The sequence below is a fragment of the Candidatus Pantoea rara genome (assembly GCF_051136265.1).
Lineage (GTDB): Bacteria > Pseudomonadota > Gammaproteobacteria > Enterobacterales > Enterobacteriaceae > Pantoea > Pantoea rara.
Genome location: NZ_CP194942.1, coordinates 1,554,295 through 1,580,284, shown reverse-complemented (window position 1 = coordinate 1,580,284; position 25,990 = coordinate 1,554,295). Strand labels below are relative to the sequence as shown.

General features: G+C 59.4%; 20 protein-coding genes. All 20 read right to left on the bottom strand.

Translation table 11 applies throughout. The annotated features are described in order from the left end of the window. Nucleotides 1-11: 11 nt before the first annotated feature. Nucleotides 12-854 carry an oxidoreductase gene (locus tag ACR8BF_RS07390; RefSeq protein ID WP_179895398.1) on the bottom strand — a complete coding sequence of 281 codons (843 nt, stop codon included), beginning with the start codon at nucleotides 852-854 and terminating at the stop codon, nucleotides 12-14. 97 nt (nucleotides 855-951) lie between these two features. Next, nucleotides 952-2,733, bottom strand: coding sequence for a thiamine pyrophosphate-requiring protein (locus ACR8BF_RS07385; protein WP_434745804.1), 1,782 nt, complete (start codon nucleotides 2,731-2,733; stop codon nucleotides 952-954). 62 nt (nucleotides 2,734-2,795) lie between these two features. Next, the gene (locus tag ACR8BF_RS07380; protein WP_434745803.1) at nucleotides 2,796-4,754 is read right to left on the bottom strand and encodes a hydantoinase B/oxoprolinase family protein; all 1,959 of its coding nucleotides are present in this window, start codon (nucleotides 4,752-4,754) and stop codon (nucleotides 2,796-2,798) included. A 1-nt stretch (nucleotide 4,755) separates the two neighbouring features. Next, nucleotides 4,756-6,801 (bottom strand): hydantoinase/oxoprolinase family protein, encoded by a 2,046-nt coding sequence (locus ACR8BF_RS07375; protein WP_434745802.1) that lies wholly within the window; start codon nucleotides 6,799-6,801, stop codon nucleotides 4,756-4,758. 18 nt (nucleotides 6,802-6,819) lie between these two features. Beyond that, nucleotides 6,820-7,266 (bottom strand): GNAT family N-acetyltransferase, encoded by a 447-nt coding sequence (locus ACR8BF_RS07370; protein ID WP_292992227.1) that lies wholly within the window; start codon nucleotides 7,264-7,266, stop codon nucleotides 6,820-6,822. 242 nt (nucleotides 7,267-7,508) lie between these two features. Further along, entirely contained in the window at nucleotides 7,509-8,021 is a 513-nt protein-coding gene (locus tag ACR8BF_RS07365) for an Lrp/AsnC family transcriptional regulator (protein ID WP_090959808.1), read from the bottom strand. A gap of 166 nt (nucleotides 8,022-8,187) precedes the next feature. Further along, nucleotides 8,188-9,504: a 4-aminobutyrate--2-oxoglutarate transaminase gene (gene gabT / locus ACR8BF_RS07360; protein WP_003852389.1), complete on the bottom strand. Its 1,317-nt coding sequence runs from the start codon at nucleotides 9,502-9,504 to the stop codon at nucleotides 8,188-8,190. A gap of 113 nt (nucleotides 9,505-9,617) precedes the next feature. After that, nucleotides 9,618-10,751: a M20 aminoacylase family protein gene (locus tag ACR8BF_RS07355; RefSeq protein WP_434745801.1), complete on the bottom strand. Its 1,134-nt coding sequence runs from the start codon at nucleotides 10,749-10,751 to the stop codon at nucleotides 9,618-9,620. Nucleotide 10,752: 1 nt separating this feature from the next. Continuing rightward, nucleotides 10,753-11,679, bottom strand: a complete 927-nt coding sequence (locus ACR8BF_RS07350) for a 2-hydroxyacid dehydrogenase (RefSeq protein ID WP_434745800.1) — start codon at nucleotides 11,677-11,679, stop codon at nucleotides 10,753-10,755. Beyond that, entirely contained in the window at nucleotides 11,679-12,521 is an 843-nt protein-coding gene (locus tag ACR8BF_RS07345; RefSeq protein WP_434745799.1) for a GNAT family N-acetyltransferase, read from the bottom strand. Before ACR8BF_RS07345 ends, ACR8BF_RS07350 begins: the two co-directional genes overlap by 1 nt. 11 nt (nucleotides 12,522-12,532) lie before the next feature. Further along, a complete protein-coding gene (locus ACR8BF_RS07340) occupies nucleotides 12,533-13,864 on the bottom strand; it encodes an NAD(P)/FAD-dependent oxidoreductase (RefSeq protein WP_292992224.1) in 1,332 nt (443 codons plus the stop codon). 123 nt (nucleotides 13,865-13,987) lie between these two features. Next, on the bottom strand, nucleotides 13,988-15,652 hold the full coding sequence (locus tag ACR8BF_RS07335) for an ABC transporter ATP-binding protein (RefSeq protein WP_434745798.1): 1,665 nt from the start codon (nucleotides 15,650-15,652) through the stop codon (nucleotides 13,988-13,990). Beyond that, nucleotides 15,649-16,500: an ABC transporter permease gene (locus tag ACR8BF_RS07330; RefSeq protein WP_434745797.1), complete on the bottom strand. Its 852-nt coding sequence runs from the start codon at nucleotides 16,498-16,500 to the stop codon at nucleotides 15,649-15,651. The genes ACR8BF_RS07335 and ACR8BF_RS07330 overlap by 4 nt, the downstream gene beginning before the upstream one ends. Beyond that, entirely contained in the window at nucleotides 16,497-17,453 is a 957-nt protein-coding gene (locus ACR8BF_RS07325; RefSeq protein WP_179895387.1) for an ABC transporter permease, read from the bottom strand. Before ACR8BF_RS07325 ends, ACR8BF_RS07330 begins: the two co-directional genes overlap by 4 nt. 35 nt (nucleotides 17,454-17,488) lie before the next feature. After that, nucleotides 17,489-19,096, bottom strand: coding sequence for an ABC transporter substrate-binding protein (locus tag ACR8BF_RS07320; protein ID WP_434745796.1), 1,608 nt, complete (start codon nucleotides 19,094-19,096; stop codon nucleotides 17,489-17,491). An 83-nt stretch (nucleotides 19,097-19,179) separates the two neighbouring features. Next, a complete protein-coding gene (locus tag ACR8BF_RS07315; protein WP_434745795.1) occupies nucleotides 19,180-20,457 on the bottom strand; it encodes an NAD(P)/FAD-dependent oxidoreductase in 1,278 nt (425 codons plus the stop codon). A 10-nt stretch (nucleotides 20,458-20,467) separates the two neighbouring features. Next, nucleotides 20,468-21,136, bottom strand: a complete 669-nt coding sequence (locus ACR8BF_RS07310) for a haloacid dehalogenase type II (protein WP_292992220.1) — start codon at nucleotides 21,134-21,136, stop codon at nucleotides 20,468-20,470. Between the two features lie 28 nt (nucleotides 21,137-21,164). Continuing rightward, nucleotides 21,165-22,634: an aldehyde dehydrogenase family protein gene (locus tag ACR8BF_RS07305; protein WP_179895383.1), complete on the bottom strand. Its 1,470-nt coding sequence runs from the start codon at nucleotides 22,632-22,634 to the stop codon at nucleotides 21,165-21,167. Nucleotides 22,635-23,079: 445 nt separating this feature from the next. Further along, nucleotides 23,080-24,537 carry an NAD-dependent succinate-semialdehyde dehydrogenase gene (locus ACR8BF_RS07300; RefSeq protein ID WP_434745794.1) on the bottom strand — a complete coding sequence of 486 codons (1,458 nt, stop codon included), beginning with the start codon at nucleotides 24,535-24,537 and terminating at the stop codon, nucleotides 23,080-23,082. Between the two features lie 159 nt (nucleotides 24,538-24,696). After that, nucleotides 24,697-25,656 (bottom strand): HTH-type transcriptional regulator Cbl, encoded by a 960-nt coding sequence (cbl, locus tag ACR8BF_RS07295; protein ID WP_434745793.1) that lies wholly within the window; start codon nucleotides 25,654-25,656, stop codon nucleotides 24,697-24,699. Nucleotides 25,657-25,990: the final 334 nt, after the last annotated feature.

The window sequence follows — 25,990 nt, the reverse complement described above, 5'->3', positions numbered from 1 at the left end:
TGCATTCACCTCTATTCCGGAAAATCCGTTTCCACAGACGTCTTTTTCCACGCGTCGATCTCAGCCAGACGCTCTTTGAGCTTGCTGGTCACGGCCTCATGTCCCCAGGCGCCCATCACCAGATGGCGTGGCGGATTATCATGTTCGGTGATGGCGATCATTGCTCTGGCAGCCCGTGCGGGATCGCCTTTCTGAGTGCCACTGTATTCGGACGTTGCTTTCATTCGCGCAGCAGCTGTCTCTGCATAGTCCGGGAGCGTGCTCGGCGTCTGATGCAGTGAGCGTCCGGCCCAGTCGGTGCGGAACGGACCAGGTTCGACACAGGTAACGTGAATACCCAGCGGACCGGCTTCCAGCGCCAGCGAATCGGACCAGCCCTCCACCGCATGTTTGCTGGCAGAGTAGTAGCCTGAGCTGGCAAAACCTATTAAGCCTGCCACCGAGGTAATGTTGATGACGTGACCGCTGCGCGCCTTTCTCATGGCGGGCAGCACGGCGCGGGTCAGGGCAAACAGGCCGAAAACGTTGGCATCGAACTGCGCGCGGATTTCGCTTTCCACACCCTCTTCCACCGAACTCTGGTAACCGTAACCGGCATTATTCACCAGCACATCAAGGGTGCCGAACGTGTCAATTGCCGCTTTGACGGCCTGGTCGATGCTCGCCTGCTGGGTCACATCCAGCGCCACCGCCAGTGCGTTGTCGTGTCCTTCAACCAGATCGGCAATGGACGAAGTGTCACGCGCCGTGACGACGACCTTAAAGCCACGCGCGATGGTCTGCTGCGCCAGTTCACGACCAAAACCGGTCGAACATCCCGAGATTAACCAGACAGGGCTGGAATGAGCAGTCATAACAAGACTCCCGTTGAGTGTGATTAGGGGGATAAGACCCGGACGCGAGAGCATCCGGGGATCAAGATTAGCGAGGCGCGACCGCCCCACTTAGCCCTTAATGCTTTTTATGAAACAGCTGGCTGGCGGTGTCGCTGATAATCTGCGCTGCGCCGCGATCACCCTTCACCATTGATGCCATAAAGGCTTTCGCCTGCTTAAAGGTGATGTGTGGCGGTAATGGGGCGACTTCCGGATCGGTTTTCACCTCCAGCAGGACCGGGCGATCGGCGCTGAGCGCACGCTGCCAGGCACCGGCCAGATCGTCAGGCTTATCGACAAAGATGCCGATCATCCCCAGCGACTGCGCAAACTCAGCATACTTTACGTCCGGCAGCTGCTGAGAAGCATCGAAGCGGGGATTACCCTCCATCACGCGCTGCTCCCAGGTAACCTGATTAAGATCCTGGTTGTTGAACACGCAAACGATCAGACGTGGATCGGCCCACTGCTGCCAGTATTTCTGAATGGTGATCAGCTCGGCCATGTTGTTCATCTGCATTGCGCCGTCACCCACCAGCGCCACCACCGGCTTTTCAGGGTGCGCAAATTTAGCCGCAATCGCGTAGGGCACCGCCGCGCCCATACAGGCCAGGCCGCCTGAGAGCGAAGCGCGCTGCCCCTGTTTTACCCGATAGTCGCGGGCAAACCAGTTGGCGCAGGAGCCGGAATCCGAGGTAACAATGGCGTTGTCCGGGAGTTGTGGCGACATCTCCCACACCACCCGCTGCGGGTTAACCGGATTAGCCGGTGCCATCGCACGCTCTTCCATCAGCGTCCACCAGTCACGTACCTGAACCGCAATATCCTCCTGCCAGCTGCGATCCTCTTTGTGCTCCAGTAGCGGCAGCAGCGCGCGCAGGGTTTCTGCCGCATCGCCATGCAGGTTCACTTCGCTGGGATAGCGCAGTCCCAGCATGGCGGGGTCGATGTCTATCTGCACCGCACGTGCCTTGCCCTCTTCCGGCAGAAATTCCGTCCACGGGAAGCCGCTGCCAATCATTAACAGGGTGTCGCAGTTCTGCATTAAATCGGACGACGGCTTCGTCCCCAGCAGACCGATCGAGCCAGTCACAAACGGCGCGTCGTCTGGCAGTACATCTTTGCCGAGCAGTGCTTTTGCCACACCCGCGCCCAGCACGTTGGCAACCTGCACCACTTCAACAGCGGCGTTGCGTGCGCCTGCGCCAATCAGAATCGCCACTTTTTTGCCGGCGTTGAGCACCTGGGCGGCGCGTTGCAGATCCGCCTCGTAAGGAATAACTTTGGGACGCTGATAGCCGCTGCCGGAATGGGTGAAGCCGTGCAGATGCTGCGGGGGCTGCCACTCTTCATCCTGAATATCTTTAGGGATGATGATCACCGCCACGCCATTTTGCGCTTTGGCGATGCGCACGCCACGGTCCAGCAGATGACGCACCTGCGTCGGGGTTGAGGCTTCCTGAACAAAGTTAGCCACGTCCGAGAAGATGCGATCCAGGTTCATCTCCTGCTGATAACTGGCTCCCCGTGCGGTCGCTTCCGCCTGTCCGGCAATCGCCAGTACCGGGGCGTGATCCATTTTGGCGTCATAGAGTCCGGTCAGCAGATGGGTTGCGCCCGGCCCGCCCGTAGAAAGGCAGACGCCCAGCTCTCCGGTGAATTTGGCATGCCCGGCCGCCATAAAGGCAGCCATCTCTTCGTGGCGCACCTGAATAAATTCGATGCCATCGCCTTTGGCGTTAGCGCGCTGAATGGCCCCCAGCACGCCGTTGATCCCGTCTCCCGGATAGCCGTAAATACGTGTGACGCCCCACTCTTTCAGGCGCTGGACAAAAAAATCACTGGTTTTCATGCTCATCGTCGCGTTGTCCCTTGTAGTCCATGCAGACTTAAAGCGTAGTAGACGATGCACCAGGACTCTTAATTGTTCGACATTGCCGGATATCGCTGACGCAACGCACTGAATATTTGATTCATATCCGCCGTTTCGCCTGTCTCCGCCACCGCCCGGAATATCTGGGTTTTCAGGAAGTGACGCCAGCTTACCGGCGCTTCCGCAAGAAAAAGGGTAAGTAAGTGATACCGCTGTGGTGTCCAGAGCGTTTCGAAGCGACGTCGTGCTTCGCCGTGCTCAAAATGATGCGCGGCCTGCTGCGGCATGGCGGCGCGCAGGCGCGCTGTTGCCGCCTGATCCACGCGGTTATCTGTTACCACCACGCCATACTGCGCCCTGGCTGCCGCGACGCTGAGATAGCCGCAACGGACATCCTGCATGACCGCCTCAATCTCGCGCTGCGACGGCAAACCGTAACCGCCCGCGCCGGGTCCGCGCACGTCGACCACGTCACCTGGCTGGCATTGGATCACGTCAGTGTTGCCGTGATTGATAACCTCACCGTCACGCCGGGTCCGGAAATATGACAGCGCCCCGCTCTGTCCGCCCACCACACCCGCCGAGGCAAATACCGACCGGTTGCGGTTGCGCGCGGTAATGGTGGTATTGGGCGAGAAAATCTCGAATGACATTTCGGTCGCTAAGCCGCCGCGATAGCGACCGGCGCCGGCACTGTCCTGCGCCAGTCCGTAGCGATGAAAGCGAATCGGCACTTCCGCTTCGTTGATCTCAATCGGGGTATTTTTCAGGAAAGCAGAAAGCCCGCCAGAGCCATCAGGCCCGTCGTGACGCGGCGTGCCGCCCGCGCCACCGCCCACCGGGCCCAGCGAGGCGACCACACTCCGGTTCTGCGTCTGGGTACGAATGTTCATGATGGAGTTGCCGCCCGGTGAATTCGCAGGCAGACGGTCCGGCATCGCCAGCGAGAAGACGCCGACAGTGGCGATCTGCGACAGCGCACAGGTCAGCGAGCGCATCCCCACCGCCGCCGGTGCTTCACAATTCATCACCGTACCGGGCGGCAGGATCGCCCGGGTCGGTCGCAGTGTTCCCGCGTTCAGCAGCAGCGAACGATCAAGTGTGGAGAGCACATAAGTGACGCCCACCAGCGCCAGCGGATGCCGTTCACGGCCGCCGGTCGGCATGTTAAGTGACGAGGCCAGCTGCGGGTCGCTGCCGGTGTAGTCCAGCTCCAGTTGCTCCCCCTGCACCCGCAGAGTAATTGCAATACGACAGGGATAGCCGCCCTCGCCATCTTCATCGGCGTAGTCGGCATAAAAGTATTCGCCGTCGGGAATGGTACTGATAATGCTGCGCGCCTGCGCTTCGGCATAATCGAGAATGCCCTCGATGCCCTGCAGGAAATCATCGATGCCAAAGCGGGCGATGATGTCATGAATTTTGCGCTCGCCCACGTTCACCGAGGCCAGCTGTGCCTTGAAATCGCCCCAGTTCTGATCCGGCACCCGCACATTGAGGCGCATGATACTGGCGACCTCTTCGTTGAGCTGACCCTGACGCATGATCTTCAGCGGTGGAATACGGATCCCCTCCTGCACGATATCGGTCAGCGAGCGCGACAGCGAGGCAGGCACCGCGCCGCCGACGTCGGTGTTATGAATATGACCGACCACGAAGCAGACGATTTCGCCCTGGTGGAACACCGGTTTCCAGATGTGGATGTCGGGCGAATGCGTCGCGACGTTCCCGGCGTAGGCGTCGTTAGTGATGCAGATATCGCCGTCGGCGTACTCTTCTATCAGCGCCAGCACCGGCGCATAGTCGATGCCGCTGTACCAGGGCGCGCCGAAGCTGCGTGGCGAGGCAAATGCCAGCCCGCTGCGGCTGACAATCTGGCAGGAGAAATCTTCCGTCTCTTTAACAAACGTCGAGTGTGCGGTGCGCATCAGGGTAAAGGCCATCGCATCGGCAGCGGCGGCGCAGTAGTTCGCCAGGATCTGTAAATTACGTCCATCAATCGCCATGTTATGCCTCGCTCGCCGTGATCAGCAGATTACCGAATGAATCGACCGTGACGCCCATACCGGGCGGCACACAGGTGGTGCAGTCATCCTGGGCGATGATGACCGGACCCTCAATCTGATGCCCGGCACGCAGTACCGAACGCAGCACTAAATCCACCTGATGCCAGCCGCCATCCATCCACGCCCGGGTCTGCTTCAGTACCGGTACCGGTTCTGTGGCCGGATCCAGCCGGTTAATCACCGGTTTTGGCGTCGGTGAGGTAATGACCAGCCGCAGGTTGATCAGTTGCACCGGCGCCTGCGGATCGCAGTGACCAAACAGCTGCTGGTGCTGGCGGTCAAAAGCGTCATGCAGCGCTGGGAAATCCGCCTGCGTCAGCCAGCTCGCCTCCAGCGTCACGTCGATCTCAAACGACTGACCGCGATAGCGCATATCCGCGCTGAATTGCAGGCTGTAGGGCATGTCGCTGCCGTGCTCCTGCGCCAGCCAGCCGCAGGCGCGCTGCTGCAAGGCTTCGGCTTCACTGGCCAGGGTGTCGGCTAACGCAGGCGTCAGGTCGCCGTAGAGCGTGCGAATAAAGTCATTACGGATGTCCGCGACCAGCCCGCCCAGCGCGGACAGCACGCCCGGCGTCGGCGGCACAATCACCCCTTTCATGTTCAGCTCGCGGGCGAGAAAACAGCCCATCATCGGCCCCGCTCCGCCAAAAGCGAGGAACCAGAATTCACGCGGATCGAGGCCAAAGCGCGACAGCAAACCACTGGTATCGCTGTACATACTGGAGATCGCCAGCTGGATAGCGGTCTCAGCGGTTTCCTCTACGGAAATATCGAGCGCATTGGCCAGCGGCTGCCAGGCCGCACAGGCTGCGGCGACATCCACAGTGACCGCGTTATACCCCAGCGCACCGTGGCCCATCATGCCGCAGGCGGCAAAGGCATCGGTGGCGGTAGGCTGGGTCCCGCCGCGCTGGAAGCAGACCGGACCCGGCAGCGAACCGGCACTGTCCGGCCCCATCTGCAATACGCCCTGACCATCAATCCACGCCAGCGAGCCGCCGCCCTGACCCACCGAGGTAACGGCGACAGAAGGAATGAAGATCGGAAAATCTCCGATAATTTCGCCGTTGCCCTGCGCCACTTTGCCATCGATGATCACCGCCACGTCGGCGCTGGTGCCGCCGATATCCAGGCTGAGAATTTTGTCAAAACCGCAGGCGCTGGCCAGATAGCTGGCGCCAATCACCCCGGAGGCGGTGCCGGAAAGCACCATCTGCACGCATTCCCGTTTCGCCTGATCAACGCCCATCACCCCGCCGTTGGATTTGGTGATGCGCGGCGGCGGCTTCACACCGAGCTGTTTCAGTGCCTGCTCAAAAGATTCGAGGTAGTGAATGACCATCGGCTGCACGTAGGCGTTAATGGTGGCGGTGATGGTGCGTTCATATTCGCGGATAATTGGCCAGATATCGGCGGAACAGGAGGTCAGCAGTTCAGGCGCAACCTCGTCGATAATTGCCTTTACTGCCGCTTCATTGTGCCGGTTGCGGTAGCTGTGCAGCAGCGACACGACAATGCTCTGACAACCTGCGGCGCGTGCCTGCTCAATGGCGTCGAGCACGCTCTGACGATCCACCGGCTGCAGCACGTTGCCGTGGGCATCGCTGCGTTCACGGATGGCAAATACCCTGTCGCGGGTGATGAGCGGTGCGGCACGCCGTGAGAAAAGGTCATGGATATGCGGAATTTTCAGCCTGGCCAGCTCCAGCACATCGCAGAAGCCCTCGGTGGCGAACAGCGCCAGCCGCACGCCGCGCCGCTGGATCACGGCGTTAATGCCTACCGTGGTGCCGTGGGTGAAGTAGCCAATCTCAGCGGGATCGATGCCCTGATGCTGCTGAAACTGCGCCAGCCCGGTCACGATTTCACTGCCGGGCTTGTCCGGGCGCGACAGAACTTTCAGTGTGTGGATCTGGTTAGTTTGCTGATCGAGCACGGCGAAATCGGTAAAAGATCCGCCAATATCCACGCCAACGCGGTATCGCATATCGGGTTAACTCCAGTGTCAGGAAGGGGGAAATTCCATCAGCGTTCCGGGATGTTGCACCACACGCCAGCCAAGCCGCTGATAGACCTGATGGGCATCCTGGGTTGACAGCATCCAGCGATGCACCGTTTGCAGCTCCGGATGTTCACGGACGCAGGTCGCCAGCCAGCTGCCCAGCCCGTGACCGCGCCAGTGTTCATCAATGATCACGTCGCACAACCAGCCAAAACGGGTGTAGTCAGTGATCAGTCGGGCAAAGCCAACCTGCGCCTGCTGGTGATAGAGGCCAAACGGCAGCGAACCGGCAATCGCCCGCACAGTTTTGGCCTGCGGCTGGCCTTTAGCCCAGTAAGACTTTTCCGCCAGCTGGACATGGATCCAGTCCAGGTCGAGCCGCTGGCGATCGGTCGAGACAGTGAACGCATCGCGCTGCCACTGCTGGTCAGCAATCTGTAATGAGTCCATGACAACTCCTTGTATCGGTTGAAAACAGTGTAAAAGGGTTTGCCCGACGGTTGAGGCTGTAGCGCGCCACAAAACCTGGCACAGCCGTTGAATTTGGCAGCGGAAAGAAATTTTATGCTGAGGAGAATCGGGCAGATTTAAGCGGTAAACAAGGTGAAGGGGTAAAGCTAAAAAGCAGTGACAAAGCGGGACAGCGGTGACGGCCCTCTCTCCGGTGAACGTGAAAGAGGGGCGACCGACTGTTATGCGCCGAACTCCACTGAGTTGTGCTTGCTGATCAACGATCGCAGCGGCACGCTGCTTTTCATGATGGGGGATTTAATCACGATATAACTGAAGTACTTGTCGATGCCGATCTGCGCATCCAGCATCTTCTCAATCACTTCCTGGTAGTGTTCAATGCTGCGGGTAATAAAGCGCAGCAGATAGTCATAGCCGCCGGTGATCAGATGGCACTCCATCAGCTCATCAACGTCGCGCATTGCACTTTCGAATTTCATGAAATCTTCGCGGCGGTGGCCGGACAGGGTGACTTCGGTAAAAACGGTCACCGAATCGGTAATGCGGGTGAGATTAATGTGCGCTTCATAACCGGTGATAAAACCAGCCTGTTCCAGACGTTTGACCCGTTGAAGACAGGGACTGGGCGAAAGGCCTACGGCGTCGGCGAGGTTAACATTGCTGATACGGCCATCTTTCTGGAGTTGCACCAGGATGTTGATGTCGATGCGGTCGAGTTTCATTAAGCCGTTCATAGCACCCCCCTCATTGTCAGAGCCTGTCGGGCCAGGCGCTTAATCAAATGTTCAGAACCTCCCGAAGATATAACACGCTTTACCGTAAACGCGCCAGCGCTTCGCAGTGGTTATACCACCGGGAGGTTTTAAAATTACTTTAACAAAATCAATGAGGAATACAGGTTTAACCCAACCGTCCTGTGGCTCGCGCCAGCGCAATATCAAAGATATGCAACGCCTCTTCCAGCTGTGAGTCGGTAGTCACCAGCGGCGCCAGGAAGCGGATGGTGTTGCGATGCAGGCCGCATTTGATCAGCAGCAATCCTTCCTGACAGGCACTGTCGAGGATCTTCTGGGTCAGCGCCGCATCCGGACGGCCGGTTTCGAAGTCGAGAATTTCCACCGCCTGCATAAAGCCCACGCCGCGCACATCACCAATGCAGGCATATTTATCTGCCAGCTGTCGCAGACGGGCATTGAGCTGTTCACCGAGCTGACAGGATCGCTGCAGCAGGTTCTCATGCTCAAACAGATCCAGTACCGCCAGCGCCGCCGCACAGCCCAGCGCATTACCGCCGTAGGTGCCGCCTAACCCGCCGGGTGTCGGCGCATCCATGATCTCCGCACGGCCCACCACGCCGGAAATCGGCAGCCCGCCACCCAGGCTTTTCGCCAGGGTGATTAAATCCGGTTTGATTCCCAGTTGCTGGAAGGCGAACATCGTGCCGGTGCGTCCAAAGCCGGACTGCACTTCATCACAGATCAGCAGAATGCCGTGCTGGCTGGTGATACGGCGTAACGCCTGCATAAAGGCTGGCCCGGCGGGCAGGAAGCCGCCATCGCCCTGCACGGGTTCGATGATAATGGCCGCGACGCGCTCCGGCAGGATCTGCACCGCGAACAGCTGATCCATCGCCTTCAGGCAGTCTGCTTCGGTAATGCCGTGCAGCGGGTTCGGGAACGGCAGACGGTAGATATCGCCAGGGAACGGGCCAAAGTTCTGTTTGTAAGGCGCGGACATGCCGGTCAGGGTGACCCCCAGCAGGGTGCGTCCATGAAATGCCCCATCAAAAGCAATGATGCCGGGGCGCTGAGTGTGTGAGCGGGCAATCTTCACCGCGTTTTCTACCGCTTCAGCGCCGCTGGTGAAGAAGACGCTTTTATACGCTTCATCGCCACCGACCAGTTTGTTCAGCCGCTGCGCCAGCTCGATGTAGCCCGGATAAGCCACCACCTGAAAACAGGCGTGAGACACCAGACCGAGCTGGCGGGTCACCGCATTGACCACCGCCGGGTGATTGTGGCCGACGTTCAGCACGCCAATCCCGCCGACAAAGTCGAGATAGCGATTACCCTCCACATCCCACACTTCACTGCCTCTGGCGCGTTCGATCACCAGCGGATGGGCGGTAACGACACCGCGCGGCACATTCTGCTCGCGTGCATCCAGTAACAGGCTGTTATCGGAATATGCTTGCTGTTCTGCCATGACATTCTGCATTTTAAACCCTCATCCACGTATCGTTCGGTTGGTTCAAGTATCGCAATCTGCTGGTTTCTCACGCTGCCGTAATTGCCCGGGCAGCGGCATTTCCTGTCAAAATCCCGCTGCATTCAGCAGGGAAATTTCTCTGCCAGCGCCTGGCGAATCAGCGTGACAAAAACGTTAATGCCATGCGGGATCAGCGCATCGTTGAAGTCATAAGCAGCATGGTGCAGCGGCTTGCAGGGTGCCGATCCCAGCCACAGATAGGCACCGGGCCGCGCCTGCAACATAAAAGCAAAATCTTCCGACGTGAGCGCGGGTCTGGGCGCGGCCTCCGCCGGAATGCCCGCCTGCTTCAGCGCCTCCAGGCAAAACTGCGCTTCCGCCGCGCTGTTAAGGGTTGCCGGGTAGTAACGCAGATAGTTCACTTCTGTGCGCAGGCCATGGGCGGCGGTGATGTGCTCCGCCATCTGGCGCAGCCGCGTTTCAATCGTATTCTGCGCCGCCGGGCTGAAAGTGCGCACCGTGCCGGTGATATTTGCCTCTGCCGGGATCATGTTGTGCGAAAAACCGCCCTGCATCCGGGTGACGGTGAGCAGTGCCGTTTCGCACGGATCCAGGGCGCGCGAGACCAGCGTATTCAGCTGCACCACCAGCTCACTGGTCGCCAGCAGCGTATCGTGAGTCAGGTGAGGCTGTGCGGCGTGACCGCCTCCGCCCAGCACCCGGATATCAAAGCGGTCAGCCGCCGCCATGATGGCGCCGGGCCGGGTCTGTACCTGCCCGAGCGGCAGTTCCGGCCAGTTATGAATGGCGTAGACTGCTTCGCAGGGGAAGCGGCTGAAGAGGCCGTCATCGATCATCGCTTTCGCGCCTGCCAGACCCTCTTCGGCGGGCTGGAAGATAAAACAGACGCGGCCGTCAAAGCTGACATCGCGCACCAGTTTTTCAGCGGCCCCCAGCAGCATCACGGTGTGACCGTCGTGGCCGCAGGCGTGACTCACCTGCTCTGCCTGGCTTTGCCAGTCGGTGCCGCTCTGATCCTGCATCGGCAGCGCATCCATGTCGGCGCGCAGGCCGATCATGCGTTCACTGCTGCCCTTCTTCAGTATCCCGACCACGCCGGTTTTACCGATACCGCGATGCACTTCAATGCCCAGCTGTTGCAGGAAATTCGCCACGATGTCGCTGGTGCGCTGCTCCTGAAAGCCCAGCTCCGGGTGCGCATGCAGATCGCGGCGCAGTGCCACTAAATGTTCCATCTTAATATCCTCGCGAACGATCAATCTCACCGTGCAGCGGCTCGCCACGCTGGTAACGCCGCAGGTTTTCCAGCAGGGCAGCAATGGCGCTCTCGTTCTGCGCCTGGCTGGCGATGTGCGGTGTGAGCCAGATGGCGGGATGGTGCCAGAAGGGATGACCCGCCGGTAACGGCTCCGGGTCAGTCACATCGATCACGGCGGCACTCAGTTGACCGCTCTCCAGCGCGTCGAGCAGATCGTCATGATTCAGTTGCGGGCCGCGCCCGGCCTGCACCAGCGCCGCGCCCTGTGGCAACTGATTAAACAGGCTGCGGTTAAGTAAACCGTGTGTGGTGTCAGTCAGCGGTAGCAGGCAGACCAGAATCTCGCTGTGCGCCAGAAATGCCTCAAGTTGGTCGTTACCGTGCCAGCAGTGGACGTCGGGAATCTGGCGTGGTGTGCGGCTCCAGCCTGCGCAGTCAAAGCCCAGCGCCACCAGCTGCGCTAATGCGGCCTGACCCAGTTCACCCAGGCCCATCACGCCTACCCGACGCTGCGCGGCCGGTTTTGCCGCGTGGGTCAGCCACTGCTGCTGGCGCTGCTGATGGAAATAGCGTGGCATGTCGCGATGCAGACCAAGCACGGCGAAAGTGACATATTCCACCATGCCCTGCGTCAGGCCAGGCTCGATCATTCTGATCACTGGCAGGTCCGGTGGCAGCGCCCTGAAGTCAAACTGATCGGCGCCCGCACCCACCGAGAACAGCAATTTCAGCCGGGGAAACAGCGCCGGAATGTCAGCGGGTGGCTGCCAGGCAACCAGCGCCTCAACCTGCTCTGGATCGCCGGTTTCAGGCCAGATATGCAGCTGAATGTCAGGCGCATGCTCTGCCAGCCAGCGCTGCCAGATCCGGCCACGTTCCGGCTCCGATTTATAGACGATATGCATCAGGCCATTGCCTGCGTCATCAGTCCAAACGCCTGCATCCCCTTTGGCGTCCAGGGCGTGCCGCGCACCATAGTGGGGGGCGCATCGACCTGAGGGATGCCCAGGCTCTCAAGCCAGGCGGCCATCGGCAGCGTTGCATCCGTGTCGATGCGCAGGAATTCACCCTGCAGCGATTGCATCAGCGAGGCGACCAGCGCCTGAGCGGTCGGGAAGTCCGCCGCGATGACCGGACCTATCGCCCAGCCGTGACCAAAGCGGCGCAGGCTGGCGAAGCCCTGAATCTGCTGTGCCGCGTCCTCTAAAAGCACCGTCTGGCAGTCGCGCAGTAAATGCGCAATAAGCGCAGGACGATGCATACCGTTTGCCTGCTGATCCCGTGTCACCAGCGTGGCGTGATCGGCCTGAGTCGCGGGTCGCAGTTGCATTCCCGCCGGGATCACCATGTCCGGTAGTGTGGTCACTGCTCGGGTCTGGTGCTGGCGAATCTCACCGCAGCTGACAAAGCCAAGCTTTTCATACAAACCTTTGCCCATTTCAGTCGCGTGCAGACGCACATTACAGTCGGGCAGTTTCTCCAGTTGCGCTAGCATCAGCTGTTTGCCCAGGCCGCGCCCCTGCTGCTGATTATCGACAATAATCATTCCCAGCGTGGCGGCCCTGTCTCCCCAGCGCCAGAGTACGGCGCTGCCAATCAGCCTGCCCTGCTCTTCAATTACCGTGCCCTCGCCCAGTTGCAGCGCCAGCTGCCAGTCTTCGCGTCGGTGGGGCCATTTCAGCGCCTGCGTTAAGGCGTAACACTGCTCGATATCGTCTGGCGTCATTGCGCGTATTATCAGGCTCATTACAGGTCTCCTTACATCATGCCTGGCGTTTCAAGTCCGCTGCCGTCAACCAGACGGCTGTAGCGGTAAGGTGTCGGATCAACAATCGGTGTGGCTTCGGTGGCAAGGTCGGCTGCCAGCCGTCCGGCACCCGGTCCAATACCAAAGCCATGGGCGCTGTAACCCGCCGAGAGCACCAGCCCCGGCAGTTTCGCCACGGTAGAGATCACCGGAATCGCGTCCGGGGTGCTGTCAATCATGCCGCCCCATGACTGCGCCAGCCGGAGATTTGCCAGTGCCGGATATTCACGCCGCATCGCCGCCAGGCCCTCTTCCACGATGTTTGCATCGGCAGCCGGATCGAGAATACGCATGCGCTCAAACGGCGACTCGCGGTCAAATGCCCAGCCGCCCATCGCTTCCGGGCCGTTGAAGAAGGGCGACAGGCCAAGATTCAGGGTGAGATTCTTGCGGCGGCTTTTAAAGGTCGGATAGAACTGACGGGCATAGCGCAGGCCCTGCGCGCCCGGCTCCAGACGCCCGCGCCCTGACACTGAGACGGTGTAACTGCCGTCCATTTGCGGCCGACAGGCGAAGCCCGGCGTGTAGAGCGGCATGGCGATCGCCTGCTCAATGGGCTGCGTACGGAAAGCAGTGCCAATCACATTGCCCAGCGGCAGATCGATGCCATGACGACGGCAGAACATCGAGGTCCAGGCCCCGGCGGCGCAGATGACCCGGCTGGTTTTGATCAGACCGCGTTCAGTCCAGACGCCACTGACTCTGCCGCCAGCGATATCCAGCCCACGCACCGCGCACTGCTGAAACAGCAGCGCACCTTTTTTCAGCGCGCCCGCCACCAGCCCTGGCGCGGCCAGACGTGGCTCAGCATGACCGTCAGTCGGCGCTGAGAGACCGCCCCGCCAGTTTGTGGTGCTGCCGGGCGTCATCGCTTTGGCCTGCTCCGCCGTGAGAATCGCACTGTTTACGCCATAGCCTTTTGCCATCTGGATCCACTTATCCCAGGCCGCGATGTCCGACTCTTCCTGCGTGGCATAAACCAGCCCGCTGCGGCGGAACCCCAGCTCTTCGCCGGTTTCATCGTTCAGCTCACCCCAGCGTTGCAGCGCATAGATAATCAACGGCAGTTCACGCTCATCGCGGTTCTGCTGGCGACACCAGCCCCAGTTGCGGCTTGATTGCTCTGCGCCTACCAGGCCTTTTTCAATCAGCACAACCTTCAATCCCTGCTTCGCCAGCTCCCAGGTGGCTGCGGCACCGGCGATACCGGCGCCAATCACCACCACATCAGCGGACTCGGGGAAATTCGCACTGTCCTGTACATAACGAATCGGTGCAGGCATAACACAATAACCTCTGTTGTCATTCTCTGGTCTGGCGCAGAGCGGCATCGCCGCCGTACGCTGACCCGCGCCGCCTGCACAGCGATAAAGGCTGTTCAGGCGGGTAAATCAGAGCGCGCTCACTCACTCTGCTTTTAAAATCTCTTCATGCTCATCCAGCCAGCCCTGACGCAGCTCCGGCACCGCGCGCTTCAGCCGCTCGAAATACAACTCACTGGTCGGCTTGTCGTAGTCGTTACGTGCCAGCTGGGTGACGATGCGACCGCTCTTCATTACCACAATTTCGTCACACACCGCGCGAACGGCATGCATGTCGTGGCTGATGAAGATCACCGAGAGTCCCAGCTCGCGGCGCAGTTCGCTGATTAAGTCGAGCACGGCGGCGGCAACCACGGTATCGAGCGCCGAGGTCACTTCATCACACAGAATCAGGTCCGGTTCTGCCGCCAGCGCACGCGCCAGATTGACGCGCTGCTTCTGTCCACCGGAAAGCGCCCAGGGACGTCGCCACAGCACACTGCGTGGCAGCTTGACCAGATCCAGCAACTGATAAAGTCGCTGCTGGCGGGCCGCCCCGCTCAGGCCATGAAACAGCGTCAGCGGTCGCGACAGGATACGTTCAACACTGTGGGCCGGATTCAGTGCGGTATCCGCCATCTGGAACACATACTGAATGCGCCGCAGCTCGTTGTCAGGGCGTTTATGCATATCGCCCGCGATGTAGTGGCCGTTAAACAGGATGTGGCCGTGACTGGGGGCGTTAAGTCCGGCAATGGCGTGCGCCAGGGTGGTTTTGCCCGAGCCTGATTCACCGATAATGCCAATCGCCTGCCCCTTCCACAGTTTGAGGTTAATCTCCTCAAGAATGCGCACTTTCGAATGGCCTTCGCTGTCGCGCGGGCCATAACCTGCGTTGAGGTCGCGCACTTCCAGCAGCGGCTGAATATCGGCAGCGGCCGGGCACCAGTTGCTGGGCCGCTCTTTCTGCCGCGCGGCATCCATCAGTAAGCGGGTGTACTCCGCCTTTGGGGCGCCAATCAGATGCTCAGTGCTGCCATACTCCGCCATTTTGCCGCGCAACAGCACCAGAATCCGATCAGCCATCTGTGCCACCACGGCCAGGTCATGGCTGACGTAAATCGCGGTAACGCCACGCTGCACCACCACGCGTCGAAACGCTTTCAGCACTTCTACCTGCGTGGTCACATCCAGTGCGGTGGTCGGTTCATCCAGGATCACCACATCCGGATCGCCAATCAGCGCCATCGCCGTCATCAGACGCTGTAGCTGGCCGCCCGATACCTGGTGCGGGAAACGATCGCCAATGGTCTCGGGGTTTGGCAGAGCCAGTTCGCGAAACAGGCCTATCGCCTTCTCTTTCGCCGCTTTGCGCGTCAGGGTGCCGTGAATAACCACCGGCTCAATCACCTGGTCGAGAATTTTCATCCCCGGATTAAAGGACGCCGCCGCACTCTGGGCGATATAGGCGACTTTGTTGCCGCGAAAGGCGCGCAGCTGGCCCGGCGTCAGGCTGTTAACATCCGTGCCAGCAACGTGAATATTCCCTTCGGCAATGCGGCAGCCGCTGCGGGCATAGCCCATTACCGCCATGGCGATGGTAGTTTTACCGGAGCCGGATTCGCCTATCAGCGCCAGCACCTCACCTTTCTGCACGGTAAAATGAATGTCAGAAACCAGGTCGATCTCTTCACCGCGATCGGTCTGCGCGGTGACACGCAGTTTATCGACCGAAATCACCGGCATAGCAGTATGTGGTGTCACGTTCATGCTCCCTCCCTCGCCAGCGTCATCGGACGCATCGCCTGCAGACTGTCAATAAACAGGTTGGCACCAATGGTCAGGCTGGCAATCGCCAGCGCGGGCATCAGTACCGCAGGCGAACCGTCAAACAGCCCCTGCATGTTTTCACGTACCAGCGTGCCCCAGTCGGCATACGGCGGCTGCACGCCCAGCCCCAGGAAGCTCAGGCCGCTCAGCAGCAGCACGATGTAGACAAAGCGCAGGCCGAAGTCCGTCAGCATCGGATGCACCATGTTGGGCAGGATGTCGTGTATGGCGATATACCAACGGCTTTCGCCCCGCAGTCGTGAAGCGCGAACATAATCCATGCTGCGCAGCGAACTGGCCATGGCAAACGCGATGCGGAATGCGCCCGGCCAGTAGGTGAACACCGCCGTCAGGATCAGCATCGGCAGCGAGGAGCCAAACACCGCAACGATCATCAGCGACAGGACTTTGCCTGGCAGCACCAGCAGGGCATCGTTGACGCGACCGAGTAACTCCTCCAGCCAGCGTCCCGTCACCGCCGCCAGCAAGGCCAGCAGCGTGCCGATCAGGCTGGCCAGCAGCGCCGCACTGAGTGCCAGGCCGATAGAGAATTTCGCGCCATAAAGGATACGGCTCAGCATGTCGCGTCCCAGATAGTCGGTGCCCAGAAGGTTATCCGCCGTCAGGCCGCCCATCAGCGGCCCGCCGCCGATGTCATCAATGCTGTGCGGCGCCAGCGAGGTGCCGAACACGGCCATCAGCAGCCAGAACAGCGACATCATCAGACCCAGCCGACCCGACCAGGAGAGCGACTGTAAGAAACGCCAGGGCAACAAGAGAGTATTCATGCGCTTCTCCATTTCGGGTTAAAGGCAATAGTCAGAATGTCGGCCGCCAGCAGCAGTACCAGGTAGCAGGCGGCAAACAGCATCACGCAGAGCTGCACCACCGGCAGGTCGCGGTTACTGACCGCATCCACCAGCTGGCTGGCCAGTCCGGGATAGCTGAAGATAGTTTCAATGATGATCACCCCGCCAAACAGATAGGAGAGGCTGAGTGAGATCGCGTTGGCGATGGGTCCGACGGCGTTGGGCAAGGCGTGACGCAGCACGGCGCGGAGCGGTGACACCCCTTTCAGCAACGCCATCTCCAGATAGGGGCTGTCGAGCTGGTTGATAATGGCGGCCCGCGTCATGCGTGCCATCTGCGCGACCAGGACGCAACAGAGGGTCAGCACTGGCAGCGCATACGCTTTGAGGTAGCTCAGCAGGCCGCTATCCGGACTGCCGAACGACATCGCCGACACCCAGTGCAGCTTCACGGCGAAAATCAGCACCGCCACCGTCGCCACCAGAAACTCCGGCACGGCGACTGTCGCCATGGTGCCGATGACCAGCGCCCGATCGAGCCGGGAACCGCGATGCATTGCCGCGATAATGCCGATGATTAGCGCCATCGGCACGCAGATCAGCGTGGTGATACCCGCCAGTTCAAAGGTGGCGGGAATACGCTGCGCCACCAGCTGCGAGACGGGCAGATGGCTGGCAAACGAGGTGCCAAAGTCACCCTGCACCATGCCTGTCAGCCAGTGGATATAGCGCATCAGCAAAGGCTGATCGAGACCCAGCTGCTGCCGTAACGCCGCCACCGTTTCCGGCGTGGCGTTCTGGCCGAGGATCATCTGCGCCGCGTCACCCGGCAGCAGGCTGGTGATGAAAAACACCACCGCCGAGACGATAAGCAAAGTCAGGATGCCCGCGCCAATCCGCCGGGCAATCAGGAACAGCATGTATCGGTTCATCGGCGTACTCCTTACTCAGACTTACTCAGATAAAATCAGGCGGTCAGCCATGCAAACTCATGGAAGCGATAGCCCATCATCATGCCTGACGGCCAGGCTTCGACGCCTTTGACCTTTTTGCTGTAGCCATCGGTGGAGCTGATAAAGGTCGGGATGATCGTGCCGCAGTGGTCATAAATCAGCGTCTGCATGTCGCCATACATCTGTTTGCGTTTTGCCTGATCGCGTTCACCGCGTGCAGCGACCACCAGCTGATCAAACTGGGGATTTTTCCAGCCCGACTCGTTATTTGGTGCGGTAGAGAGATAAAACTGTGAGAAGAGCATGTCGAGCGTCGGACGCGGGTTTATCGAGCCGTATCCCACCGGATCTTTCATCCAGTGCGAAGACCAGTAACCATCATACGGTACGCGTCGCACTTTCACGTTTAGCCCGGCCCCGCGCGCCATCTGCTGGATCAGCTGACCGCCTTCGTTGGCCCCTTCGATATTCGGTGTGGTGATGATCTCTACTGTGGAGCCAGCCATGCCCGCTTTTTTAATGTGGAACTTCGCTTTTTCCACGTCCAGCGGACGGGGTTTGAGGTCGGCGTTGTAGAGCGGATGCCACGGCGGTACCGGGGTGTCATTACTGACGTCGCCGTAGCCCTGCAGCACCGTTTTCACCAGCATTTCGCGCGGCTGCAGGTATTTCATCGCCAGCACAAAATCTTCGTTATTACCTGGCTTCACGTCAGTACGAATAATCAGATTGGTATACATGCCCGATTTACTCTCCAGCACCCCAAACTCACCGCTGGCTTTAATGCGCTTGCAGTCAGCGGCGGTCAGGGTTGAGACCATCTGCAGATCGCCCGACATCAGGGCATTGACGCGTGCTGCGCCGTCGGTGACGCCAATCAGCTCCACCTCATCCAGATGCGGCAGACCAGACTTGTAGTAGTTGGGATTTTTGGTGCCGATGGTGCGCGTTCCCGGCATAAAGGTTTTGCAGACAAACGGACCGGTGCCGATGCCTTTACTGAAGTCGGTCGTGCCGTCCTTCACGATCAAAAACGGTGGCGTCGCCAGCATATAAGGGACGTCGAAATTGGCGCTGTTCAGCTCCAGCTGCACCTCGTTATCGTTGACGGCACTGAAGGTTTTGAACTGATCGGCCAGCTTAAAGGCGATCGAGGCGATGGCCGGATCTTTGTGGCGGCTGAGCGAGAAGATGACATCTTTGGCGGTCAGCGGTTTGCCGTCATGAAAGGTCACCCCTTTACGCAGCTTGATATGCCAGGTGATCCCGTCGCTGGAGTCCAGCGATTCGGCCAGCGCGGGTTGCGCCATCAGGTTTTTATCCAGTTCGGTCAGCCCGCTATAAAACATGAACTGCCGGGTGTAGTCCGCGCTGTTGTTACTTTTGGCCGGATCGAGCGTATCGGTGGCTGAAGCATTCGACATCGCCGCACGCAGTTTACCGCCTTTGACCGGCTTGTCGTCTGCCAGTGCCGCCCCGGAAAAACCGATCATCCCGCTGCTCATCACCGCGCCTGCGGAGAGGATTTTCATCAGGCTGCGACGTGACAGTGAGCCTTCGGTGATCATGCGCGTCAGTGCCGGATTTACCGCATCAGCGTCGTTATTATCAAATTTACTCATCTCTGTACCCTCAATAGTCAGGCGAACCGGGGATCATTTTTCAGGCAGTGCTGGACATCTGGCGGCCAGCACCCGACGGGATGTTATGAAAGGCGATCCTTTGCTTTGTAATAGAGTCCTGCGAGCGGTAAAAACCAGGGCTTGCCGTGATAACCGGGCAGCGCGGGCCATGCGTCGCGCTGCCAGGGATTTTCAGTGCGTTTTTCGGCCAGCAGATCGGCCATCACCCGCCCCATCCACACCGACATCTGGGTGCCGTGGCCGCTGTAGCCCAGCGAATAGAACAGGCCATCCTGTTCACCCGCGTGTGGCAGACGATCTGCGGTCATGTCAACCATGCCGCCCCAGCAGTAATCCACCTTTGCCTGCCCAAGCTGCGGCAGCATCTGCGTCATCGCGTGGCGCAGAATTTCGCCGCTGCGCGAATCTGATGTCGGGTTACTGACGGCAAACCGGGCGCGGCCACCAAACACCAGACGGCTGTCAGCCGTCGTCCGGAAGTAGTTGCCGATATTCAGCGAGGTGACGTAAGTCCGATTATTGGGCAGCACCAGGCGCAGCAACGCCGGGTCGAGGGCTTCGGTCACCACAATAAAGCTGCCGACCGGCACGATGCGGCGCTGGAACCAGGGAAAAGGACCGACATTGGAGCAGCCGGTCGCCATCAGCACTTTATCCGCCAGAATCGTACCCTGCGCGGTGTGTATCCGATGCTGATAGCCCTGCAGGCGGTCTAACTTCGTCACAGCATGATGTGGGAAAATCTTCGCGCCGCTGCGGGCGGCGGCTTCCGCCAGCCCGATGCCAAACTTACCCATGTGCATCTGGCCGCCACGCTTCTGCAGCAGGCCGCCGTGGAAGTCGTCGCTGGCGATCTCGTCGCGCACCGCCGTTTTGTCGAGCAGTTCAATCTCAGGGTCGACAGTGCGGCGCATCAGTTCATACGCCTCCCGCAGCCCCGCCACGTGCGACGCTTTGCTGGCGAGTTTGAGCTTGCCGCACAGCCGGAAGTCACAGTCGATCGCTTCATCCTGGATCAGTTGCTGGACGTAGCTCACCGCATCGTCAAATGCCCGGTAGAAGCGGCTGGCCTGCTCCAGACCCTGGCTTGCCACCAGCGAGGCGAAGTTCTGCGCCACACCGGTGTTGCAGTGGCCGCCGTTGCGCGCTGAGGCCTGGCTCATCACGTCGCTACTCTCCAGCAGCACCACACTGATGCCGCTACGCGCCAGGCTAAGGGCCGCTGAGACGCCGGTGAAGCCGCCGCCGATTACCACCACATCCGCCTGGGCGGGCAGCGGCTCGCGGGCGGCACCGGTAAAGGCCGGAGCGGTGGTCTGCCAGAACGATTCCAGTTTCATGGGGTGTTCCTCAGAGTCCGACGACGCCAGGCAGGCCGCCGATATCTTTGATTTCGGTGTACTGGTAGTACGGATTCGCGGGTTCATGACCGCGATTGACCCAGACTTTGTTTTTGATGCCGAGATCGTGGGCGGTCATCAGGTCATAGCGGAAGCTGGAGGAGACATGGAGGATCTCCTCCGGACCGCAGCCGAGCTTATCGAGCATGTACTCAAAACCTTTCATCTGTGGCTTGTAAGCGCCCGCCTCTTCCGCCGTGATGGTCAGGTAAATGGGTGCGCCCAGACGCGGTTCGTGGTGCGGAATCAGGTCTTTCATCGAATTGGTCAGCAGCACCAGCGGAAACTCTTTAGCGACTTTTGCCAGCCCGGCGGGCACGTCGGGATGCGGTCCCCAGCTGGCGCAGTCGGTGTAGATAAAGTCGCTGTCGGCTTTATCCCACTTCACGCCCCACTTTTTGCAGGTGCGCTGAATCGCATTACTGACGACGTCGTAATAGGGTTTCCATGCGCCGAGCACCTCATCCAGCCGGTAGCTGGAAAAATCAGTGGTAAAGGCGTTCATTGCTTCCGGGTCGACGCGGTCGCTGAAACAGCGCTGTGCCGCGCCCGCCATATCGAAGCGAATCAGCGTGCCGTAACAGTCAAACGTGATGAATTTCGGTTTAAACAGTGCCATGTAACACCCTCGTCATTGTCAGTTGCGCTTAGAAATCGATGAGTACACTTTTCTGGCGCTGGCAGGCCTGAAACGCCTGACGCCCTAAATCTTTCCCAATGCCGGAACCGAGAAAACCACCGGTCGGAATGATGAAGTCACCGGAGCGGCCATAGCGGTTGATCCAGACGGTGCCCGCGTCAATGGCCCGCATCGCCCGCATAGCACGTGGCAGGCTCAGCGTGTGGACACCGGCGCAGAGGCCGTAAGTGTCATGGGCGGCCATCGCCAGCCCCTGCTCTTCGTCGTCAAACGTCTGTACCGTCAGCACCGGACCAAAAATCTCCTGCTGCACCGCCGGATTATCCTGCGCCACGTGGCTCAGCAGCGTGGGCTGCCAGAACCAGCCATCACCGGTATGGGCAAAACGCTCTCCGCCCACCAGCACCTCTGCGCCCTGCGCTTTAGCCGCCTCAATCACCGAGCAGACTTTGTTACCCTGACGTTCGTCGATCAGCGGCGCATAGCGGCTCTCTTCCTGCCAGGTGACGCCCGGTTTGAGTTCGCGGCAGAGCTGAGCCAGGCGCTCAACCAGCGGATCGGCAATATTGCGCTGCACAATAAGACGGGTGCCCGCCACACAGGCCTGGCCGCCGTTGGCGGTAAAGCCGCGCAAGATGCGCTGAGCCAGCACCTCAAGGTCACCCGCGTCATCAAACACCAGTTGCGGGCTTTTTCCGCCCAGCTCCAGCGTCACCGGTTTCATACCGTGCTGCGCGGCATCGCTCATGATGCGTTTTCCGGTCACGGTCGAGCCGGTAAAGGAGACCTTTCGCACCAGCGGATGGGTCACCAGCGCGCTGCCGGTCACCGCACCGCTGCCCTGTACAATGTTCAGCACGCCCGCCGGCAAGCCTGCCTGGATCGCCAGTTCGGCCATGCGCACGGTTGAAAACGGGGTCAGTTCAGAGGGTTTCAGCACCACTGCGTTACCCGCCGCCAGCGCCGGTCCGCATTTCCACGACGCCATCGACAGCGGGAAATTCCACGGGGTAATCGCGGCGATGACGCCATAAGGTTCGGCAATCAGCATGCCGAGGCTGCTGTCGCGGGTAGGAAAGAGGTCGCCGCTGTATTTGTCGGCGCATTCGGCATAGAAGCGAATCGCTTCGGCGGTAAACGGAATTTCGTGCAGCACCACGTCGCTGATTGGCCGGGTGGAGCCCAGCGCTTCGAGCTGTGCCAGCAGGGTGTCCTGCTCAATCAGATCGGCCCAGCGGCGTAACACACGGCCGCGTTCGCGCGGCGGACAGCCGGACCAGCCGCTGGTTTTCAGTGCCTGATGCGCGACGGTAACAGCGCGATCAACATCCTGCGGCGTGGCGTCCTGCAGCGTGGCATAGACGCTGCCATCAGAGGGGCGTTTAACCTCAAAGGCTGCGCCCTGGCTCTGGCAGTGCTGGCCGCCAATATAATGGCCAGCCGGAAGAGAAACTTTTTCAGGGTCGAAACTTAACATGGAAGAATTCCTTATTTGTTACACCCATAAGTTGCTGCCTAATTAGCGTTTTCAGCGGCCGGTTTCTGCGGTGTTAATAAGCTAATGCAGAAAGTATGCCAGCCGGGCAAAAAATAAAAATGCGTTTAAAACAGCGCAAAAAAATTTTCTGCCGTATTGTCAGGCGTTTTTTTGCGGAATTGCCGAACAATTAAACAGATGATTTACTTCACAAAATTTATGCGCCCTGCTGGTGCAACCTGCACGGAAATTGCACCACAGCGGATATTCCGGGTCAGGCTGCTCATTACAGTGCCAGGTCCCCGCCGCTTTACCGATGCACATCACAACCCTGATAAATTCTTTCTTTTTTTAAGACTATTATTTGACGCCGAAGAATTTATCCTGAGCATCAGACAAAAAAAAGCCAGCCGGTTTTCCCGGCTGGCGTGCTATTACTATTTAATTACAGACTGCCAATGTGAAATGTCTTCTGTTCCAGATATTCATCCATTCCGTAGCGGGAACCTTCCCGGCCAATACCAGAGAGTTTCACACCGCCAAACGGCGCGACCTCCAGGGAAATAGCACCGGTATTAAAGCCGACCATGCCAAACTCCAGCGCTTCCGCGACCCGCCATGCCCGCCGGATATTCTCGGTAAAGAAATAGGCACCCAGCCCGTAAGGGGTGTCATTCGCCATCGCGATCGCCTCCTCTTCATCATCAAAGACAAACAGCGGCGCGACCGGGCCGAACGTCTCTTCATGGGCGATCCGCATACTGGACGTGACCTCACCGAGCACTGTGGGCTCTACGAACGTGCCATTACCCTGGCTGATGCCGCCCGTCAGCAGGGTTGCGCCCTGACTCAGCGCATCGTCGATGTGACCATTCACTTTCTCCACTGCGCGACTGTTGATCAGCGGACCAATGGTGCTGTCCGGCGCAAAGCCATCGCCCACTTTCAGCGTCGCAACCGCTTCCAGCAGTCGGGCAGTGAAGCGCGGATAGATACTCCGCTGCACCAGAATGCGATTGGCGCAGACGCAGGTCTGTCCGGCGTTGCGGAACTTGCTGAGCATGACGCCGGCGACCGCAATCTCAATATCGGCGTCATCAAACACGATCAGCGGCGCGTTGCCGCCCAGCTCCAGACTCAGGCGCTTTATGCTGTTAGCACTTTGCTGCATTAATAGCTGCCCAATGCGGGTCGAACCGGTAAAGGAGATTTTACGTACCGTGCGGCTTTCAGTCAGCGCCGCACCAATCTCCGTGGGCAGGCCGGTCAGCACCTGCAACACGCCTGACGGAAAACCCGCACGCTCTGCCAGCACTGCCAGTGCCAGCGCCGAAAGCGGCGTTAACTCTGAAGGTTTAACAATAATCGGGCATCCGGCGGCGAGCGCTGGCGCAACTTTGCGGGTGATCATTGCAATCGGGAAGTTCCACGGCGTGATGGCGGCGGCAACCCCCACCGGCTGTTTCAGCACCAGAATGCGGCGGTCCTCGCTGGGCGCGGGAATGGTGTCGCCGTAGATGCGACGCGCCTCTTCTGCGAACCATTTCACAAAGCTGGCACCGTAGAGCACCTCGCCTCTGGCTTCCACCAGCGGCTTGCCCTGCTCGGCAGTCATGATGATCGCCAGATCATCAGCATGTTCAACAATCAGCTGATGCCATTTTTCCAGTAGCGCGGCACGGCTGGCATTGGGGGTTTTGCCCCAGCTGATGCGCACCGTTTCCGCATAGGCTATCGCCTGCTCCGTCTCCGCCCGGCCAAGTGCCGGAATGGTGGCCAGCGTTTCACCTGTAGCAGGATCGGTGACCGGCAGCGTAGCGCCCTGATGCGCATCCTGCCAGTGCCCGGCAAACAGCGCCTGCTGGCGCAGCAGATCACTGTCTGTAAGTGTTAATCGCGACATAGCATCCCCTTGTGGTCAGTTAATTCCACTTTATCGTGCCGGGTCAGCGCAGGATGTTGTTATGCGGGGTGAGAAAGGTCCGTGAAGGAGTTTTTTGCAGTGATTTGAAATTTTATGCCGTGCGGGAACGGGGCGCATCCGGCGGGATGCGCAGTGTAATTAAATCTGGAAGTCGATAACCGGTTCATCGTCACTGCCGTATGAGAGTGCCTGGCGTTTGATCTCCTCCAGCGACAGGTTGGCGTTGCAGAGCTCCAGGAACTGCCAGACGTAATTGCGCTGCAGCTGACCGCGTTTGAGGCCAAGCCATACAGTGCTTGCATCGAACAGATGCGTGGCATCCAGGCGTTCCAGATCTTCATTCTCTTCGGTTTCACACGCCTGATCGGCCAGGATCCCGACGCCCAGACCAAGTTTTACATAGGTTTTCACCACGTCAGAGTCCTGAGCGCTGAGCACGATATCGGGTTTTAAGCCCGCCGTCTGGAAGGCGCGGTCAACCCGCGAACGCCCCGTAATGCCCTGCCGGTAGGTAATAAGTGGATAGCGGCCGAGGGTGCTGAGCGAGACCGGCTGGTTCTGCACCAGCTCATGCCCTTTAGGCACCAGCAGGGCGTGATGCCAGCTGAACCACGGGAATGCGGCCAGACTGCTGTTATTGACCAGCATTTCACTGGCGATGCCGATATCCGCTTCACCCGCCAGCAGCATGGTGACGATTTCCTGCGGCGATCCCTGATTCAACTCAAGACGGACGTTGGGATAGAGCTGACGGAACGCTTTGATCACTTTAGGCAGGCTGTAGCGTGCCTGAGTATGGGTGGTGGCGATGGTCAGGATGCCGCTGGTTTCATTGGTAAAAACATCAGCAAGACGTCGCACTTTCCCCGCTTCGTCCAGTATACGTTCAGCAATCGTCAGCAGCGCTTTGCCTGGTTCTGTCATCCCCAGCAGTCGCTTGCCGCGCCGGATAAAGATTTCCACGCCCAGCTCATCTTCCAGATCACGGATGTGCCGACTGACACCCGACTGGGAGGTAAACAGCGTGTTAGCGACTTCCGTTAAATTAAACTCACAGCGGGCCGCCTCGCGGATGATTTTAAGCTGCTGGAAATTCAAGATATTTACCTCCCTTTACATAATCTGATTTCCTGATGGTAAGAACTATTATTGATAACCGGAAATACTAAAAAATTTGGCTTTATGACTTTAGGGAATAAATGGGTGGGATTGTTCGCTGCGCGAACGGGCTGAGGTCCACGCAGGTGCTGCGGGTGTTCGCTGCGCGAACGGGCTATGAGAAGGTTTCGTTCGCCTGGTGAGCCGGGCAGTTTCAGTCACGCCTCTGCAGGCGACCAACAATGGGGCGCCAGTCGCCGCGCCCCCTTGACCCCGCGCTCCGGCCTGCTTCACCGCCGCTTCGCGGTCCCTTCGCCTCTTCCGGATTTCTTAC

Bases quoted from the DNA above. Each gene is read 5' to 3' on its own strand.
- ACR8BF_RS07390 (WP_179895398.1), bottom strand. From the start codon at position 854: ATGACTGCTCATTCCAGCCCTGTCTGGTTAATCTCGGGATGTTCGACC.
- ACR8BF_RS07385 (WP_434745804.1), bottom strand. From the start codon at position 2,733: ATGAGCATGAAAACCAGTGATTTTTTTGTCCAGCGCCTGAAAGAGTGG.
- ACR8BF_RS07380 (WP_434745803.1), bottom strand. From the start codon at position 4,754: ATGGCGATTGATGGACGTAATTTACAGATCCTGGCGAACTACTGCGCC.
- ACR8BF_RS07375 (WP_434745802.1), bottom strand. From the start codon at position 6,801: ATGCGATACCGCGTTGGCGTGGATATTGGCGGATCTTTTACCGATTTC.
- ACR8BF_RS07370 (WP_292992227.1), bottom strand. From the start codon at position 7,266: ATGGACTCATTACAGATTGCTGACCAGCAGTGGCAGCGCGATGCGTTC.
- ACR8BF_RS07365 (WP_090959808.1), bottom strand. From the start codon at position 8,021: ATGAACGGCTTAATGAAACTCGACCGCATCGACATCAACATCCTGGTG.
- gabT (WP_003852389.1), bottom strand. From the start codon at position 9,504: ATGCAGAATGTCATGGCAGAACAGCAAGCATATTCCGATAACAGCCTG.
- ACR8BF_RS07355 (WP_434745801.1), bottom strand. From the start codon at position 10,751: ATGGAACATTTAGTGGCACTGCGCCGCGATCTGCATGCGCACCCGGAG.
- ACR8BF_RS07350 (WP_434745800.1), bottom strand. From the start codon at position 11,679: ATGCATATCGTCTATAAATCGGAGCCGGAACGTGGCCGGATCTGGCAG.
- ACR8BF_RS07345 (WP_434745799.1), bottom strand. From the start codon at position 12,521: ATGAGCCTGATAATACGCGCAATGACGCCAGACGATATCGAGCAGTGT.
- ACR8BF_RS07340 (WP_292992224.1), bottom strand. From the start codon at position 13,864: ATGCCTGCACCGATTCGTTATGTACAGGACAGTGCGAATTTCCCCGAG.
- ACR8BF_RS07335 (WP_434745798.1), bottom strand. From the start codon at position 15,652: ATGAACGTGACACCACATACTGCTATGCCGGTGATTTCGGTCGATAAA.
- ACR8BF_RS07330 (WP_434745797.1), bottom strand. From the start codon at position 16,500: ATGAATACTCTCTTGTTGCCCTGGCGTTTCTTACAGTCGCTCTCCTGG.
- ACR8BF_RS07325 (WP_179895387.1), bottom strand. From the start codon at position 17,453: ATGAACCGATACATGCTGTTCCTGATTGCCCGGCGGATTGGCGCGGGC.
- ACR8BF_RS07320 (WP_434745796.1), bottom strand. From the start codon at position 19,096: ATGAGTAAATTTGATAATAACGACGCTGATGCGGTAAATCCGGCACTG.
- ACR8BF_RS07315 (WP_434745795.1), bottom strand. From the start codon at position 20,457: ATGAAACTGGAATCGTTCTGGCAGACCACCGCTCCGGCCTTTACCGGT.
- ACR8BF_RS07310 (WP_292992220.1), bottom strand. From the start codon at position 21,136: ATGGCACTGTTTAAACCGAAATTCATCACGTTTGACTGTTACGGCACG.
- ACR8BF_RS07305 (WP_179895383.1), bottom strand. From the start codon at position 22,634: ATGTTAAGTTTCGACCCTGAAAAAGTTTCTCTTCCGGCTGGCCATTAT.
- ACR8BF_RS07300 (WP_434745794.1), bottom strand. From the start codon at position 24,537: ATGTCGCGATTAACACTTACAGACAGTGATCTGCTGCGCCAGCAGGCG.